The organism is Clostridium sp. KNHs216, from assembly GCF_006714885.1.
GTDB lineage: Bacteria > Bacillota > Clostridia > Oscillospirales > Acutalibacteraceae > Caproiciproducens.
In genome coordinates, this window is the sequence record NZ_VFMF01000001.1 from 1,179,496 (window position 1) to 1,193,614 (window position 14,119).

Sequence of the window (14,119 nt, forward strand, 5' to 3'; positions counted from 1 at the left end):
TCTTCGGGAAATTTTGAGCCGCCGTACAAAAAAAGAAACCGCGCCGGGTATTTCTTCCAGAAAGGAATCCATACCGAAGCGCGGCCGGGTTTTAATTTGATTTTATCCTCATTATTTTCCTGACAACGGTAACCAGCGGTTTATAGAGAACGCCTTCCATCTCATGGCTGACTGTTTTCAGTTCCTTCCGGATGGCTATTTTCTGCGGACAGTGGCTTTCGCATTTTCCGCACTGCCTGCACTGGGATGCGACGGCCGGTTTGGCCGACAGGGCGCCCAGCGACTGAAAATACCGGCGCCGCGCCGATTTATCCTGCATCAGGTACTTGTCGTTGTAACAGGAAAAGCATCCGGGAATGTTCACCCCAGCGGGGCAGGGCATACAGTACCCGCAGCCCGTACAGGGGATTTTCGTCTTTTCGCTGATTTCCTTTCTGACCGTCCGGAACACATCCAGTTCCTCCGCGGAGAGGGAATTGGGTTCCGCCTCCCCCGCGATGCGGATATTTTCCTCCATCTGCTCCTCGTCGCTCATACCGGAAAGCACCACGTTTATTTCGGGATGGTTCCATACCCAGCGCAAAGCCCACTCCGCCGGGGAACGGTTTTTGTCGTAGCTCTGAAACGCCTTCGTCACCAGCTCCGGCAGGTGCGTGACCAGCTTTCCGCCGCGCAGAGGCTCCATGACGATCACGGGGATTCCCATCGCCGCCGCGGTTTGCAGCCCGGCTTTCGTCGCCTGATTGTTTTCATCCATATAGTTGTACTGAATCTGGCAGAAATCCCACGGATACGCTTTTAAAATCAGTTCAAAGTCCGTCCGGCTCCCGTGGAAAGAAAAGCCGATATTTCTGATTTTGCCCTGTGCCTTCAGTTCTTCCAGCCATTCCATAACGCCGAGCGAAGCAAGGCGGTCATACCCCGGCTTGTCGGTCAGCATGTGCAGCAGATAATAATCGATATGGTCCGTCTGCAGCCGCTGAAGCTCCGTTGCAAAGATTTTCTTTGCATTTTCCAGCTTTCCGACCAGAAAAGGCGGCAGCTTTGTGGCGATTTTCACCCGGTCGCGGTAGCCCCCGGCCAAAGCCAGGCCCAGCAGCAGTTCGTCTTTCCCGTTCTGATAGATATAGGCCGTATCAAAATAGTTCACGCCCTTTTCAATGGCGTCGTGAATCATCTGAATCGATCTCGTTTCATCGATCGAACCGTTCTTTGTAGGAAGCCGCATACACCCGAACCCCAGAATGGAAAGCTCATCGCCGTTTTTCGCGTTTACTCTTGTCTTCAAATGAATCCCTCCGGAAATTGCGGGGCGCGGAAAGCGCCCCGTCTGTCACCATGTGTACCGTCACTGTTTTCCAAGCAGTTCAATGAACGCCTTCATATATTCCGGCAAATCCGGCGGGCGGCGGCTGGAAACGATATTGCCGTCCACAACCACCGGAAGGTCGTACCATGTGGCCCCGGCATGAATCAGGTCATCCTTGATACCCGGGGTACTCGTGACCTTTTTGCCCTGCAGGATATCCGCGGAAGCCAGAACCCAGCCCGCGTGGCAGATATGCCCGATGGGCTTTTGCTGCCGGTCCATAGAGCGGACCATTTCCAGAACCTCCGGAAAACGCCTTAATTTGTCCGGAGCCCAGCCGCCGGGTACCAGAAGCGCGTCGTAATCCTCAATACGGATATCCCCGAACGCATAATCGGAAACCGCCGGAACACCGTATTTGCCGACATACTTTTGGTTTGCCTTTTCGCCGACCAGATGGACGGTGACTCCCTCTTCCCGGAGCCTCAGCACCGGATACCACAGCTCCAGATCCTCAAAATCGTCCGAAATCAGGCAAACGGCTTTCAAGTCCTTTTTCATGGAATTACCTCCTTTTTTTCTGTTTATGTTGATTATAATATTGCAGCCCGGATTTATCAATAAGAAAACAAGGATTTTGTGCGGAACAGGATTTTATTCCCCGGCATATTTATGGTATCATATAAAAAATAAACCGTCCGACCGGCGGTCAAATCGGAGCGTTATGTTATGGGATGTCTGGGAAATTTGATCTGGTTCGTCTTCGGCGGCCTGATTATGGGTTTGAGCTGGCTTCTGGTCGGCATTCTGTGGTGTATTACCATTGTGGGGATTCCCGTCGGAATCCAGTGCTTTAAATTCGCGGAGCTGGCGTTTTTCCCGTTCGGGAAAGAGGTCTCCTTCGGCGGCGGTGTCGGCTCGTTTTTGCTGAACATCCTTTGGCTTGTCTTCGGCGGTTTCGCGCTGGCGGTGGAAGCCGCCGCGATCGGCGGGCTGTTCTGCCTGACAATCGTCGGAATTCCTTTCGGGCTGCAGTGCTTCAAGATCGCAAAGCTGGCGCTGATGCCGTTCGGCGCCAGCGTCCATTCCTAATTTTCAAATATTGCAAAGCGACTTTGCGTCTGCGCGGTTTTATCGACTGCCTGATGCACAAGAAGCGCGCCTTGATCGGCTGACAGCCGTTTCAAGGCGCGCTTCTTTGTTTTTGCGCTTGCTGCTTTTTGTAATTTGCCATTGCAAATTCATTCAGCATTCCCTTTTAAGAACTCATTCTTTTTTTCTTCCCCACAACCATGGAGACCGCGAAAAATGCGACTGCGAATCCTGCCTCAATCAGCATGGCGGTATAGGTTTCGGAAAGGCTGGAGAAGCTGAAGCTGGCCAGTGAGGAAATCTGGTTATTCGCTTTGACATACCAGTAAGTCGGGGTAAAGCTGGCGATTTTCAGCACGGTGGAATTCAGAAACTCCTGCGGTACAAACACTCCGCTGATAAAGCAGGGGCCAAGGGTAACAACGTTGCAGACCGCCGAAATCGCTCCGCGATTTTTCAGCAGATTGCCGATAAGAAAGCTGATGCTGGACATGCTGAGCGTGAACACAAACGAGTTCAGGACCAGATAAACCGTATTGCGGGTCATCATGTTCCGGTGATCGAACAGGAAGCAGAAGCCGACCATGGCCGCCCAGCAAACGACGGTAAAAACCAGGTTCGCAAGAATAAACTGGAAATTAATCTTTCCCGCGCTCTGGGGAGAACAGAAATTCCGGCGGCTCAGGTCCCGGTCGTTGAACACCAGCATAATGGCGGAGATGCCCAGAACGAGCACGGAAGAAAGCGCATAGGCAAGGTAATTGAAGTAATTCGCGGAAAAGCCGTTGTCGGTGTCCTGCCGTGCATCTGCTTTCATTGCGACAGGGGTATTGCTTTCCATATCCGCTTTCAAATGCCGGACCAGGTCCTCCTGCGTAATGCCGGGTACTGTTTTTACATAGAGCGCCGCCGTGTTGAAATACTGGTTGATATTTAGATCGAGATAGGCGTTGCTGACGGAATTCGGCACGGTGGTTTTCTCAATCCGCACGTCTTCTCCCCGCATAAAGCTCTGGGTAAAGCCTTTGGGGATACGGAGAATATAGCTGACGGAGCGGAAGAAAAGGGCGTCCTGAAGCTTTTCCGTTTCGTCCGGAACCTCTACGAAGTTGGCTGTTTTGGCCAGCTCCGCCTGAAAGCCGTCGATCAGGGGGCTGTCTTCTTCGCTGAGAAAGGCGATATTGGTTTTTTCCTGAGAAAAACCGGCTTCCTGCACTTTTGAGCCGTTCAGCGAAAGGAGCGTGGCAACGATCAGAAAAACGGCTACATAGATCATCATGGAGGACAGATTTTTTTGAATAATTTTCATACAGAGCTTAAAGACTGGCATATTTCTGCCTCCTTATCATGAAATACGACCCCAGACAGAACAGCAGCGCAAAGGCGCAGACCGCCGCCATATTCCACCCGTACCGGGTCATGACGTCGTAATAGTACAGGGAATAAAGGGCGTCCGTAAGCAGGTTCACCGGATTCAGGTAAGAGAGAACCGGCACGTTCTGCGCGACGATATACTTCATCTCCTCGGACATCATTCCCGCCAGAAACGAACCGGCCATGCTGACCGCCAGCAGAACCGCGACCTTGACTCCCTCCCCCTTCTTTACCAGCGCACTGACAAAAGCGCCGAAGGAAACCCCCAACACACTGCCGGCAAAGGTCGTCAGAAGGACGAACAGGGTTTTTGACCCAAAATCGATTTTCAGCCCGAAATACAGATAAGCGAGAAGCACCAGCATTTCCGAGAAATGGAGCAGGATTGCCGCGCACATGTTATAAAGAAAGATTTTCAGCTTATGGACCGGGGCCACGTTGACGCGCGCCGCCCGCTGGGAAAGATCGGCCTGAATATCCGTCACTTCCTTCAGTCCCCAGAAACCGCCGTACAGGCAGCTCATGGCGATCAGGGAGTAAAAATAATTGAGCACATTGTTCGGCTCCGCGCTGCTGCCGGAAACCTCCCGGGTGTATTCCCCGCGGTCGGAAACAGCCTCGAGCAGCCCGTTTTTAACGGAAGCGGGATTCTCCCTGACAATCGAAGCCACCGCGGAGGATGTCTGGCTGTAGCTGTTCAGGAAAGCCCGGACAATGTTCTGGCTGAGACCCGATTCCCGGACCGTCATCCCGATCTCCGTACCCACCGTAACATACGCCTTGATTTTCCCGTCGTCAAGCAGCTTTTCCGCCTTTTCCCCGTCGGTTTTTGTCAGGTTGAAAATCCGGTCTTCCCCTTGGGACACCTCCTCCAGCACCGACTGAAAATCCTTATTCTGGCGGTACCGGTCGTTGTCCACCACGGCGATATCGATGGGATGAAAGGCTTCCGTATTGTTCAGATTGGAGAAAGCCATATTGAAGAAGGTGGCAAGCAGCAGCGGAAAAAGCAGGGTCCAGAACATCATCTGCCTGTCGCGGGTCAGGCATTTCAGCCTTGCCGTGAAAAGATGCTGAAACATTCTTCTCCCCCCTAATCCCTGAGCTGTTTTCCGGTAATTTCCAGAAACACGTCGTTGAGGGTGGGCAGCTCGGAATAAATCTTCCCGAAGGTGATTTCATTCCTTTTCAAAAAGTCCAGTACGGCTTCCAGATTGTTCTGCCCCTTCCCGGACTTTACGACCAGCAGATGGTCGCGGTACTCGGCGGAAACGATATTCGGGAGCTTTTTCAGGGCTGCCAGATGCTCCTCCCGGAGGGAGAAGGTCTCGACCGTGATTTTCTCCCCGAGCGTGATCATGGCCTTCAGCTCCTCCTTGGTGCCGTCGGCGATCATCCTGCCCTTATCCAGAATCATGATTCTGGTACAGATCTGTTCCACTTCCTCCATATAATGGGAAGTATAGACAATGGTGGCGCCTTCCCGGTTCAGCCGCACAATGCCTTCCAGAATATTGTTCCGGCTCTGGGGATCGACCGCTACCGTCGGCTCGTCCAGAATGATCAGCTTCGGCCGGTGCGCGATTCCGCAGGCAATGTTCAGCCGGCGAAGCAGGCCGCCGCTCAGCTTTTTGGGATAAAACTTCCGGAAATCGTTCAGCCCTACAAAATCGACGGCGTCTTCCACCAGCTTTTTTCGTTTTGCTTTGTCCGGGACATACAGCCCGCAGAAATAATCGATGTTTTCGTACACCGTCAGCTCCTCGAACACGGCGACATTCTGCATAATGATTCCGATGTCCCGCTTGATGTCGTAAGCGTCCGGAGCCATGGGCCGGTCAAAAATTTCGATTTCGCCCTTGTCGTATTTTAAAAGGGATAAAATACAGTTGATGACCGTCGTCTTTCCGGAACCGTTCGGCCCGAGCAGCCCGAATATTTCTCCCTCCTTCACTTCCAGCGAAAGATGATCCAGCGCGACCAGGTCGCCGTATCTCTTTACCAGATTGTTCACCCTGATAATCATAAGCGGAACCTCCTTGTTTTCATGCTCTTATTTTAGCGCATAATAACGGGGATTATCAGTGCCGCCTGTCAGTGTTTGCCGTGACAGATGTCATGTTCTTCCGTGACGCCCGTAAATTGCGATTGTGAACCGAAAAAAAAGATGATACTATAAAGGAAACCGCGGGCTGTCCGAAAGATAGGAGGAGTTGGACGAATGATTCTCATCGATAAAATCATCCTTCTGATCTGCTGCTTTGTCCTTTACCTGTGCGAACCCGGTTTCGGCGCAAGCGTGGTGCCTGTGCTGACCGCCGTTGTTTTCACGTGCTTCCTGAGCTATTTTGAAAAACCGCTTCTTCGCGCCGTACTGACCGGCGGATTTATTGCGGCAAGCGTGTTTCTTCCCGGACTGACCGTATTTCTGCCACTGATCTGCTACGACCTGCTGTTTGAAAGATTCCAGTTTCTCTGTCTGGCCGCGCTGGTCCCGCTCGTTTTTCTCTGGCAGGGCGCGTACACTACCGTCAGTGCGGTAACGACCATTCTCTCTCTGCTCTGCGTATTGCTGAAGCACCGTACCGTCCGGCTGGAAAAGCTGAGAGCGGATTACAACGATCTGCGTGACACCACAAGGGAAATGACGCTCCGGCTGAACCAGCAGAACAGCGACCTGCTGGAAAAGCAGGATTATGAAATCAGCATCGCCACCTTGAACGAGCGCAACCGCATCGCGCGGGAAATCCACGATAATGTGGGGCATCTGCTGTCCAGTTCGCTGCTGCAGGTCGGCGCGCTGCTCGCCGTCAACAAGGATGAGAAGGAAAAGGAAAGCCTGCTGGCGGTAAAGGACACCCTGACGCGGGCCATGGAAAGCATCCGTTCCAGCGTACACAACCTATACGACGAGTCCATTGACCTGTACGGACAGATGGAAGAGCTGGCGCGTAAATTCACTTTCTGCGAGCTGAGCTTGGACTACGACATCCACAGCAACCCGGACATCCGGCTGAAATACGCGTTCCTCTCCATTGTAAAGGAAGCGCTGGCAAACATTATCCGGCACTCCGACGCAAGCCGGGCAAGCATCACCTGCCGCGAACATCCCGCGCTTTATCAGCTGATTATAGAAGACAACGGGACCGTGAAAGATTACGACGCGGGAAGCGGGATTGGTCTGAAAAACATCACCGACCGGGTGGACGCTTTTCACGGAAACATCAACATCACGACCGATCACGGTTTTAAAATTTTTATCACCATCCCGAAGGAGGCGGCAAATTGATCAGAGTACTGGTTGTAGACGACGACAGGCTTGTTTCCAGTTCGCTTAAAACCATTCTGGAAGCGGACGGCGATATCGAAGTGGTGGGAACGGGCGGCAGCGGCAGTCAGGCGATCGCGCTGTACGGCGAGTGCAGTCCGGACATCCTGCTGATGGATATCCGTATGGACGGGATGACTGGCATAGAGGTAGCGGAAATTCTGCTGAAACGGGACCCCGGCGCGAAAATCCTGTTTTTGACCACCTTCTCCGACGATGACTACATCATCAAGGCGCTGCGGATCGGCGCAAAGGGCTATCTTTTAAAGCAAAATTTCGAGAGCATTGTGCCTTCCATCAAGACGGTCGCGATCGGTCAGCGGGTGTTCGGGGATGAAATCATCACCAGAATCCCCGCCATGCTCAGCGGCAGCCCGAAGGACGATTTCAAAGAATTCGGCCTGAGTGAAAAAGAAACGGAAATTCTCACACAGGTCGCAAACGGCCTGTCCAATAAAGAAATCGCGGAAACCCTGTTTTTGAGCGAGGGAACCGTGCGCAATTACATCAGTGTCATCCTCGAAAAACTGGGGCTCCGCGACAGAACGCAGCTTGCCATTTTCTATTATAAGCATTCCTGATTTTCCGTTTTCTCCGCATTACTCCAGGCAGCAGGAGCTTCCGCACTGCTGCTTGGTTTTCTTTTTTATTTTCGCCAGTTCCTCCGTCAGCTCCTGCATCGTGCCGAAGCGGCGGGTGCGGTTGCTGACCCCCGCGACGGACAGGGAAATGAGCGGAAATTTTTCCGGTTCCCCCCGTCTGTTTTCCGCGAGGATATATCCGTTTTGAATATCCCTGGGGTTATAGTACTGCAGCACATTTTTGTCAAAATCGCTGATGATTCCGGCACACAGCTCGGCGCAGCTGAAATCGCTCAGCACCGCTACAAAATCGTCTCCGCCCACGTGGCCGGCAAACTGCTTTTCCGGCACATGGGACACGATCGTTTTCGCAAGCAGCTTGATGATCCTGTCTCCGTTTTCAAAGCCGTAAACATCGTTATACGCCTTAAAGTTATCGATATCGAAATAGACGACGCTGTAGGGCGTATCCCTTTCGACACAGGCTCGGATTTTCTGCTCGATCACCAGATTCCCGGGCAGGCCGGTCAGGGGATTCTGATATTTCGCGTTCGCCACTTCAATTTCCGTTGTTTTTTCCAGAAGGTCCTTGATGGTAACGGTCCCCAGATATTTTTCGTCCATGGTCACGACGATAAAGTCATACAGCTTTTCCGGAGGGCGGGACATGGCGATGTGCGAAACGTCGCTGATCGGGGTATCGTGGGCCACCGCCAGGAACTGCCGGTCCATCAGGCAGGAAACCGGCCTTTTCTGGTTCAGGCTGAACCCGTACCGCCCGCTGAGCTTGAGCACCAGATCGGCCTTTGTCACCACGCCCAGCACCGTGCCGTCTTCCACCACGCACATCCCAAAGGACGATGGGTCCTTTTTGAGCTCCTCGAAAACATCCTCCACCTTTGCCTGCGGAGCAATCGTTTTCGTTTGGGTGCAGATATTCTGGATATAGATATTGCTCGCCTGACTGCCCAGAACATGGTTTTTCCGGCGGTTGGCCTCGATGATGAAGCCGAGGACGTCGGGCGCGGGCTCCTTCATCTGCTCGTCCGGCCGCTGCAGATAGTATCCCTGTGCGTACTGCACCCCCAGGTCGATCAGGGTGGCGAGCTCCTCCTGCGTTTCCACCCCCTCCGCGACAAGGCTGATATTGGCCACGTGAGAAAGCTCCGTCATGCTTTTTACAAGGGCAAACTTAATGCTGTCCTTATCGATATTGCGGATGAGATTCATGTCCAGCTTGATGTAGTGCGGGTTGATGTCGCTGATCAGGTTCAGCCCGGAGTACCCGGCGCCCGCGTCGTCGATGGCGATTTTGTAGTTCTGGTCCTTATAATGGGAAACGGCCCCGTGAAAGCCCTCCATGTCGGAGGCCGCGTTCCGCTCCGTGATCTCAAAAATGATATCCTCCGGCACCGCGCCGTAATTTTTCAGATATTCCTTGGTAAAGCCCTGTCTGAATTTCGTGTCGTGCATCACATCGGGATTTACATTGAGAAAAAGCTTCTTTTTCAGCGTGATCCCCGTCTTCAGATAGGCTGTCTGGAGCGCCGTGGACCGGCAGAGAAGCTCCAGGTCCCAGAGGCGGCTGCTTTCTCCGGCGATCCGGAACAGCTCCTCAGGATTTGCGATGGCGCTTTCACACGTAACTCTGCTCAACGCCTCATATCCGATTACGGAACCGTCGCGCAGGGATACAATGGGCTGAAAAACAGTCTTAATATATTTCCCGTCGATAATTTTATCCAGTTCCGATTTCATTTTTTCATCCATACCCTTTTCTGGCTACCTCCAAAACAGAATGTTGATCCATGATGGTACCTGTGCCGCCGAAAAAACGGCGGCCTGTTTTTTTGGAACATCATGCCTGCCGTTTATACAATATCGCCTGAACCGGCGCTGTTTCATTAGGATTCGGTTAAAAACTGTTAAATTCTGCAAAAGTTTCATTGGTCTCATTTTATCAGGAAATTTGTATAAAATCAAATTTCGGGAATAAAATATAACCGGATTTCAGTAATTCCCCGGCATATCCGGTACAGCGGAGTTGCAGCGAGAGGATGTTTGACTTTTTTTGATTCCTGTGCTATGATTAATTTCTAAAAATATGATAAAAACGTTGAAAGAGACAGTAGGATTCAGACAAAAAGCAAAGCGAGCCGGTGACAGTGAGAGTCCGGCCTGAGTCGTTTATTTCCGAACATCACTCTTGAGTTCCAGGCTGAAAGAGTTCTTCGATTAAGCTTTGGCGGTCTTCCCCCGTTACCGGGAACACATATGACAGTATGCAGCAATAGGTGGTATAACGAAGCGAAGCTTTCGTCCTGTTCTCAGGGCGGAGGTTTTTTTATTTTGGGAGGTTTCAGCAATGTACGACAAGGTTCCTGCAAATTTAAATTTTGTAGAACGCGAAAAAAAGATTGAAAAGTTCTGGGAAGAAAACAAAATCTTTGAAAAGAGCATCGACAGCCGCAAAGACGGAAAAACCTATATGTTTTACGACGGCCCGCCGACCGCAAACGGCAAGCCCCACATCGGCCATGTCCTGACAAGGGTCATCAAGGATATGATTCCCCGATACCGGACGATGAAGGGATATCAGGTTCCCCGGAAGGCCGGCTGGGACACGCACGGGCTTCCCGTGGAGCTGGAGGTGGAAAAACTCCTTCATCTGGACGGCAAGGATCAGATCGAGCAGTACGGGCTGGAACCCTTCATCAAGCAGTGCCGCGAAAGCGTGTGGAAATACAAGGGGATGTGGGAGGATTTCTCCCGGACCGTCGGCTTCTGGGCGGACATGGAGCACCCTTACGTGACCTATGAAAACGATTATATTGAGTCCGAATGGTGGGCCTTAAAGCAGATCTGGGAAAAAGGCCTTTTGTACAAGGGCTTTAAGATCGTCCCCTACTGCCCGCGGTGCGGGACTCCCCTTTCCAGCCACGAGGTGGCTCAGGGGTACAAGGACGTCAAGGAGAAATCCGCGATTGCGAAATTTAAAGTAAAGGACGAGGACGCCTTTATTCTGGCGTGGACAACCACCCCCTGGACGCTGCCGTCCAACGTGGCTTTGTGCGTGAATCCCGACGAAAGCTACGTGAAGGTAAAAACGGCTTCCGCCGTCTATTATCTGGCGGAGGCCCTTGCCCCCAAGGTGCTGGGGGAAGAATACACCGTACTGGAAACGTATGTCGGAAAAGATTTGGAATATAAGGAATACGAGCCGCTCTTTGACTTTGTGAAACCGGACAAAAAGTGCTGGTACGTCACCTGCGACCGCTACGTCACGCTGACGGACGGCACCGGTGTGGTTCATATCGCGCCCGCCTTCGGCGAGGACGACGCGAATGTCGGCCGCAAATACGACCTTCCCTTCGTGCAGCTGGTAGACGGGAAAGGCGAGATGACCAAAGAGACCCTTTGGCCGGGCATGTTCTGCAAGGATGCCGACAAGGAAATCCTGAAGAACCTGAACCAGCGCGGGCTTCTGTTTTCCGCGCCCGCCTTTGAGCACAGCTATCCGTTCTGCTGGCGCTGCGACACCCCGCTGATCTATTACGCCAGAGATTCCTGGTTCATTAAAATGACGGCGGTCAAGGACGATTTGATCCGCAACAACAACACCATCCACTGGATTCCGGAAAGCATCGGCAAGGGCCGCTTCGGCGACTGGCTGGAAAACGTGCAGGACTGGGGCATCAGCCGCAACCGCTACTGGGGCACCCCGCTGAACATCTGGGAATGCGAGTGCGGGCACAAGCACTCGATCGGCAGCATTGAAGAGCTGAAAGCCATGTCCCCCAACTGCCCGGAGGATATTGAGCTGCACCGGCCGTACATTGACGCGGTGACAATTACCTGCCCGAAATGCGGCAAGCAGATGAAACGCGTGCCGGAAGTGATCGACTGCTGGTTCGACTCCGGTTCCATGCCGTTTGCGCAGCATCACTATCCGTTCGAGAATCAGGAGCTTTTCCATCAGCAGTTCCCCGCCGACTTCATTTCCGAGGCGGTGGACCAGACAAGAGGATGGTTCTATTCCCTTCTTGCGATTTCCACGCTGATTTTCAACAAGGCTCCCTATAAAAACGTCATCGTCCTCGGCCATGTGCAGGACGAAAACGGGCAGAAGATGTCCAAATCCAAGGGCAACGCGGTCGACCCGTTCGAGGCGCTGGAGACCTACGGCGCGGACGCGATCCGCTGGTACTTCTACAGCAACTCCGCCCCTTGGCTCCCGAACCGTTTCCACGGCAAGGCCGTGACGGAAGGCCAGCGCAAATTCATGGGGACGCTGTGGAACACCTATGCGTTCTTCGTACTGTACGCGAATATCGACGAGTTTGACGCTACCAAATACACCCTGGACCGCGGCAGCCTGACCGTCATGGACAAATGGCTGCTGTCCCGCCTGAACACCTCCGTGAAAGCCATCGACGGCCATCTGGAAAACTACCGGATTCCGGAGGCGGCGCGCGCCTTACAGGATTTTGTCGACGAAATGAGCAACTGGTATGTCAGAAGAAGCCGCGAGCGCTTCTGGGTCAAAGGGATGCCGCAGGACAAGATCAACGCCTACATGACGCTGTACACCGCGCTTGTCACCATAGCGAAAACCGCCTCTCCCATGATTCCGTTCATGGCGGAGGACATTTACCGCAATCTGGTCTGCAAGATCGACCCCTCCGCGCCGGAAAGCGTCCATCTCTGCGATTTTCCGAGCGTCGACGAAGGCCTGATCGACACGGAGCTGGAAGAAAACATGGAGCTGGTGCTCGACATCGTCGTGCTGGGCCGCGCGGCGAGGAATACCGCCAACATCAAGAACCGCCAGCCGATCGCGAAAATGTATGTCCGTTCGGAAAAGCCGCTGAGCGAGTTCTACCGGACCATCATCCGCGACGAGCTGAACAGCAAGGAAATCCTGTTTACCGAGGATGTCTCGGACTTCACCTCCTACCACTTCAAGCCGCAGCTTCGAATTCTGGGGCAGAAATACGGCAAGAAAATCGGCGAAATCCGCACCGCGCTCGCCGGACTCAACGGAAGCACGGCAAAGAAAGAGCTTGACGCCAACGGTGCGCTGACCCTCTCCCTTACGGACGGGGAAATCTCCCTGACCCCCGAGGAGCTGCTGATTGAAACCGCGCAGGCCGAAAATTACGTTTCCATGGCGGACAACGGAATCACGGTGGTCATCGACACTCATCTGACCGAAGCGCTGATCGAAGAAGGCTTTGTCCGCGAAATCATCAGCAAAATCCAGACCATGCGCAAGGACGCGGGCTTTGACGTGACCGACCATATCGTCGTCTATGAAAAGGGAAACGACCGGATCGCGAAGATTATCTCCGACAATCTTGCCTCCATTCAGAACGATGTGCTGGCCGAAGAAGTCAGGCTGAACGAGATGGCGGGCTTTGCCAAGGAATGGGACCTGAACGGCGAAGCAGTAGAGCTGGGCGTTCAGAAAATCTAATGTAAAATAAATTTACAGCAGCCGCCGCATTTCCACAAGATTGCGTCGCCCCCCGCCGAAGGCGGGGGGCGACGTTTTGTCCCGCAAACTGAAATAGAATTGTCGTAATTGCACAGGACAACCGCTTTGATAAGAAAGAAATGCACCTGAAAGCAGGGTTTTAAAAGCCCGCTCAAGGTGCAATTTTTTATGCATTATTTTGTTAAAGGGTTATTGAGCAACAGCCCCTTCAGTCAGGACAGCGCGTACAGGGCCGCGCGTTTCGCATGGATTTCGGTCGTGTCGAACAGCGGCACGGGCGTGTCCTTCTGATGAACCAGCATTCCGATCTCCGTACAGCCGAGAATCACGCCCTGCGCGCCCCGCTCCGACATTTTCCCGATGATTTTCAGGAACGCCGCTTTCGATTCAGCGGAAACGATGCCGAGGCAAAGCTCCTGAAAAATTGTATGATTGATGAATTTTCTGTCTTCTTCATCCGGGATGAGGACTTCCAGATTCTTTTCCGCCAGCTTTTCCTTGTAAAAATCCTGCTCCATGGTGTAAATCGTTCCAAGCAGGGCTACTTTTCCAATTCGATTCTGCAGGAGCTCCGCCGCGGTCACCTCGGCAATGTGAAGCACCGGGATGGAAACGGCGCTTTGAATCTGCCCGGCTACCTTATGCATGGTATTGGTACAGATCACAAGGAAATCGGCGCCGCCTTTTTCCAGACTCCGCGCGGCGGAAGACAGGATTCCCGCGCATTTTTCCCAGTCACCCTCCTCCTGGCACTTTTCTATTTCATGAAAATCCACACTGTAGAGCAGGCATTGAGCGGAGTGGAACCCTCCCAGCTTCTGCTGAACCGTACGGTTGATAATCTGATAGTAACCGACGGTGCTTTCCCAGCTCATTCCGCCGATCAGGCCGATTGTTTTCATATTGACTCACCCTCCCGATACTCTTCTATTACCTGC

General features: G+C 52.9%; 11 protein-coding genes. 4 read left to right on the forward strand and 7 right to left on the reverse strand.

All coding sequences use genetic code 11. The annotated features are described in order from the left end of the window. Positions 1 to 91: 91 nt before the first annotated feature. Together LY85_RS05715 and LY85_RS05720 are read right to left on the reverse strand one after the other, a co-directional pair. Positions 92 to 1,288 (reverse strand): aldo/keto reductase, encoded by a 1,197-nt coding sequence (locus tag LY85_RS05715; protein WP_141825836.1) that lies wholly within the window; start codon positions 1,286 to 1,288, stop codon positions 92 to 94. 60 nt (positions 1,289 to 1,348) lie between these two features. Then, positions 1,349 to 1,870, reverse strand: coding sequence for a type 1 glutamine amidotransferase domain-containing protein (locus LY85_RS05720; protein ID WP_038325271.1), 522 nt, complete (start codon positions 1,868 to 1,870; stop codon positions 1,349 to 1,351). Positions 1,871 to 2,038: 168 nt separating this feature from the next. Between LY85_RS05720 and LY85_RS05725 the strand changes: the two genes are divergently transcribed. Then, a complete protein-coding gene (locus tag LY85_RS05725) occupies positions 2,039 to 2,401 on the forward strand; it encodes a YccF domain-containing protein (protein WP_038325272.1) in 363 nt (120 codons plus the stop codon). A 166-nt stretch (positions 2,402 to 2,567) separates the two neighbouring features. Here LY85_RS05725 and LY85_RS05730 read toward each other — a convergent pair whose 3' ends face one another. Genes LY85_RS05730 through LY85_RS05740 form a run of 3 tightly spaced genes read right to left on the reverse strand, consistent with a single transcriptional unit; the run spans position 2,568 to position 5,801 of the window. Further along, on the reverse strand, positions 2,568 to 3,731 hold the full coding sequence (locus LY85_RS05730) for an ABC transporter permease (protein WP_141825837.1): 1,164 nt from the start codon (positions 3,729 to 3,731) through the stop codon (positions 2,568 to 2,570). Further along, on the reverse strand, positions 3,718 to 4,857 hold the full coding sequence (locus LY85_RS05735; RefSeq protein ID WP_141825838.1) for an ABC transporter permease: 1,140 nt from the start codon (positions 4,855 to 4,857) through the stop codon (positions 3,718 to 3,720). The genes LY85_RS05730 and LY85_RS05735 overlap by 14 nt, the downstream gene beginning before the upstream one ends. Before the next feature lie 11 nt (positions 4,858 to 4,868). Further along, positions 4,869 to 5,801: an ABC transporter ATP-binding protein gene (locus LY85_RS05740; protein WP_141825839.1), complete on the reverse strand. Its 933-nt coding sequence runs from the start codon at positions 5,799 to 5,801 to the stop codon at positions 4,869 to 4,871. A gap of 195 nt (positions 5,802 to 5,996) precedes the next feature. Between LY85_RS05740 and LY85_RS05745 the strand changes: the two genes are divergently transcribed. Both LY85_RS05745 and LY85_RS05750 read left to right on the forward strand, forming a co-directional pair. Continuing rightward, positions 5,997 to 7,064, forward strand: coding sequence for a histidine kinase (locus LY85_RS05745; RefSeq protein ID WP_141825840.1), 1,068 nt, complete (start codon positions 5,997 to 5,999; stop codon positions 7,062 to 7,064). Continuing rightward, entirely contained in the window at positions 7,064 to 7,684 is a 621-nt protein-coding gene (locus tag LY85_RS05750; RefSeq protein WP_141827990.1) for a response regulator transcription factor, read from the forward strand. Before LY85_RS05745 ends, LY85_RS05750 begins: the two co-directional genes overlap by 1 nt. A gap of 18 nt (positions 7,685 to 7,702) precedes the next feature. On the opposite strand, the gene LY85_RS05755 is transcribed toward LY85_RS05750, so the two are convergent. Continuing rightward, the gene (locus tag LY85_RS05755; protein ID WP_243122495.1) at positions 7,703 to 9,442 is read right to left on the reverse strand and encodes a bifunctional diguanylate cyclase/phosphodiesterase; all 1,740 of its coding nucleotides are present in this window, start codon (positions 9,440 to 9,442) and stop codon (positions 7,703 to 7,705) included. A 607-nt stretch (positions 9,443 to 10,049) separates the two neighbouring features. On the opposite strand from LY85_RS05755, the gene ileS reads away from it, so the two are divergent. Then, entirely contained in the window at positions 10,050 to 13,160 is a 3,111-nt protein-coding gene (ileS, locus tag LY85_RS05760; RefSeq protein WP_141825842.1) for an isoleucine--tRNA ligase, read from the forward strand. A 233-nt stretch (positions 13,161 to 13,393) separates the two neighbouring features. On the opposite strand, the gene LY85_RS05765 is transcribed toward ileS, so the two are convergent. Further along, on the reverse strand, positions 13,394 to 14,083 hold the full coding sequence (locus LY85_RS05765; protein WP_141825843.1) for an aspartate/glutamate racemase family protein: 690 nt from the start codon (positions 14,081 to 14,083) through the stop codon (positions 13,394 to 13,396). Positions 14,084 to 14,119: the final 36 nt, after the last annotated feature.

What these genes read in the sequence shown, in the direction of transcription:
- LY85_RS05740 (WP_141825839.1), bottom strand. Translation starts at nt 5,801, where the DNA reads ATGATTATCAGGGTGAACAATCTGGTAAAGAGATACGGCGACCTGGTC.
- LY85_RS05755 (WP_243122495.1), bottom strand. Translation starts at nt 9,442, where the DNA reads ATGAAATCGGAACTGGATAAAATTATCGACGGGAAATATATTAAGACT.
- LY85_RS05730 (WP_141825837.1), bottom strand. Translation starts at nt 3,731, where the DNA reads ATGCCAGTCTTTAAGCTCTGTATGAAAATTATTCAAAAAAATCTGTCC.
- LY85_RS05765 (WP_141825843.1), bottom strand. Translation starts at nt 14,083, where the DNA reads ATGAAAACAATCGGCCTGATCGGCGGAATGAGCTGGGAAAGCACCGTC.
- ileS (WP_141825842.1), top strand. Translation starts at nt 10,050, where the DNA reads ATGTACGACAAGGTTCCTGCAAATTTAAATTTTGTAGAACGCGAAAAA.
- LY85_RS05725 (WP_038325272.1), top strand. Translation starts at nt 2,039, where the DNA reads ATGGGATGTCTGGGAAATTTGATCTGGTTCGTCTTCGGCGGCCTGATT.
- LY85_RS05720 (WP_038325271.1), bottom strand. Translation starts at nt 1,870, where the DNA reads ATGAAAAAGGACTTGAAAGCCGTTTGCCTGATTTCGGACGATTTTGAG.
- LY85_RS05745 (WP_141825840.1), top strand. Translation starts at nt 5,997, where the DNA reads ATGATTCTCATCGATAAAATCATCCTTCTGATCTGCTGCTTTGTCCTT.
- LY85_RS05735 (WP_141825838.1), bottom strand. Translation starts at nt 4,857, where the DNA reads ATGTTTCAGCATCTTTTCACGGCAAGGCTGAAATGCCTGACCCGCGAC.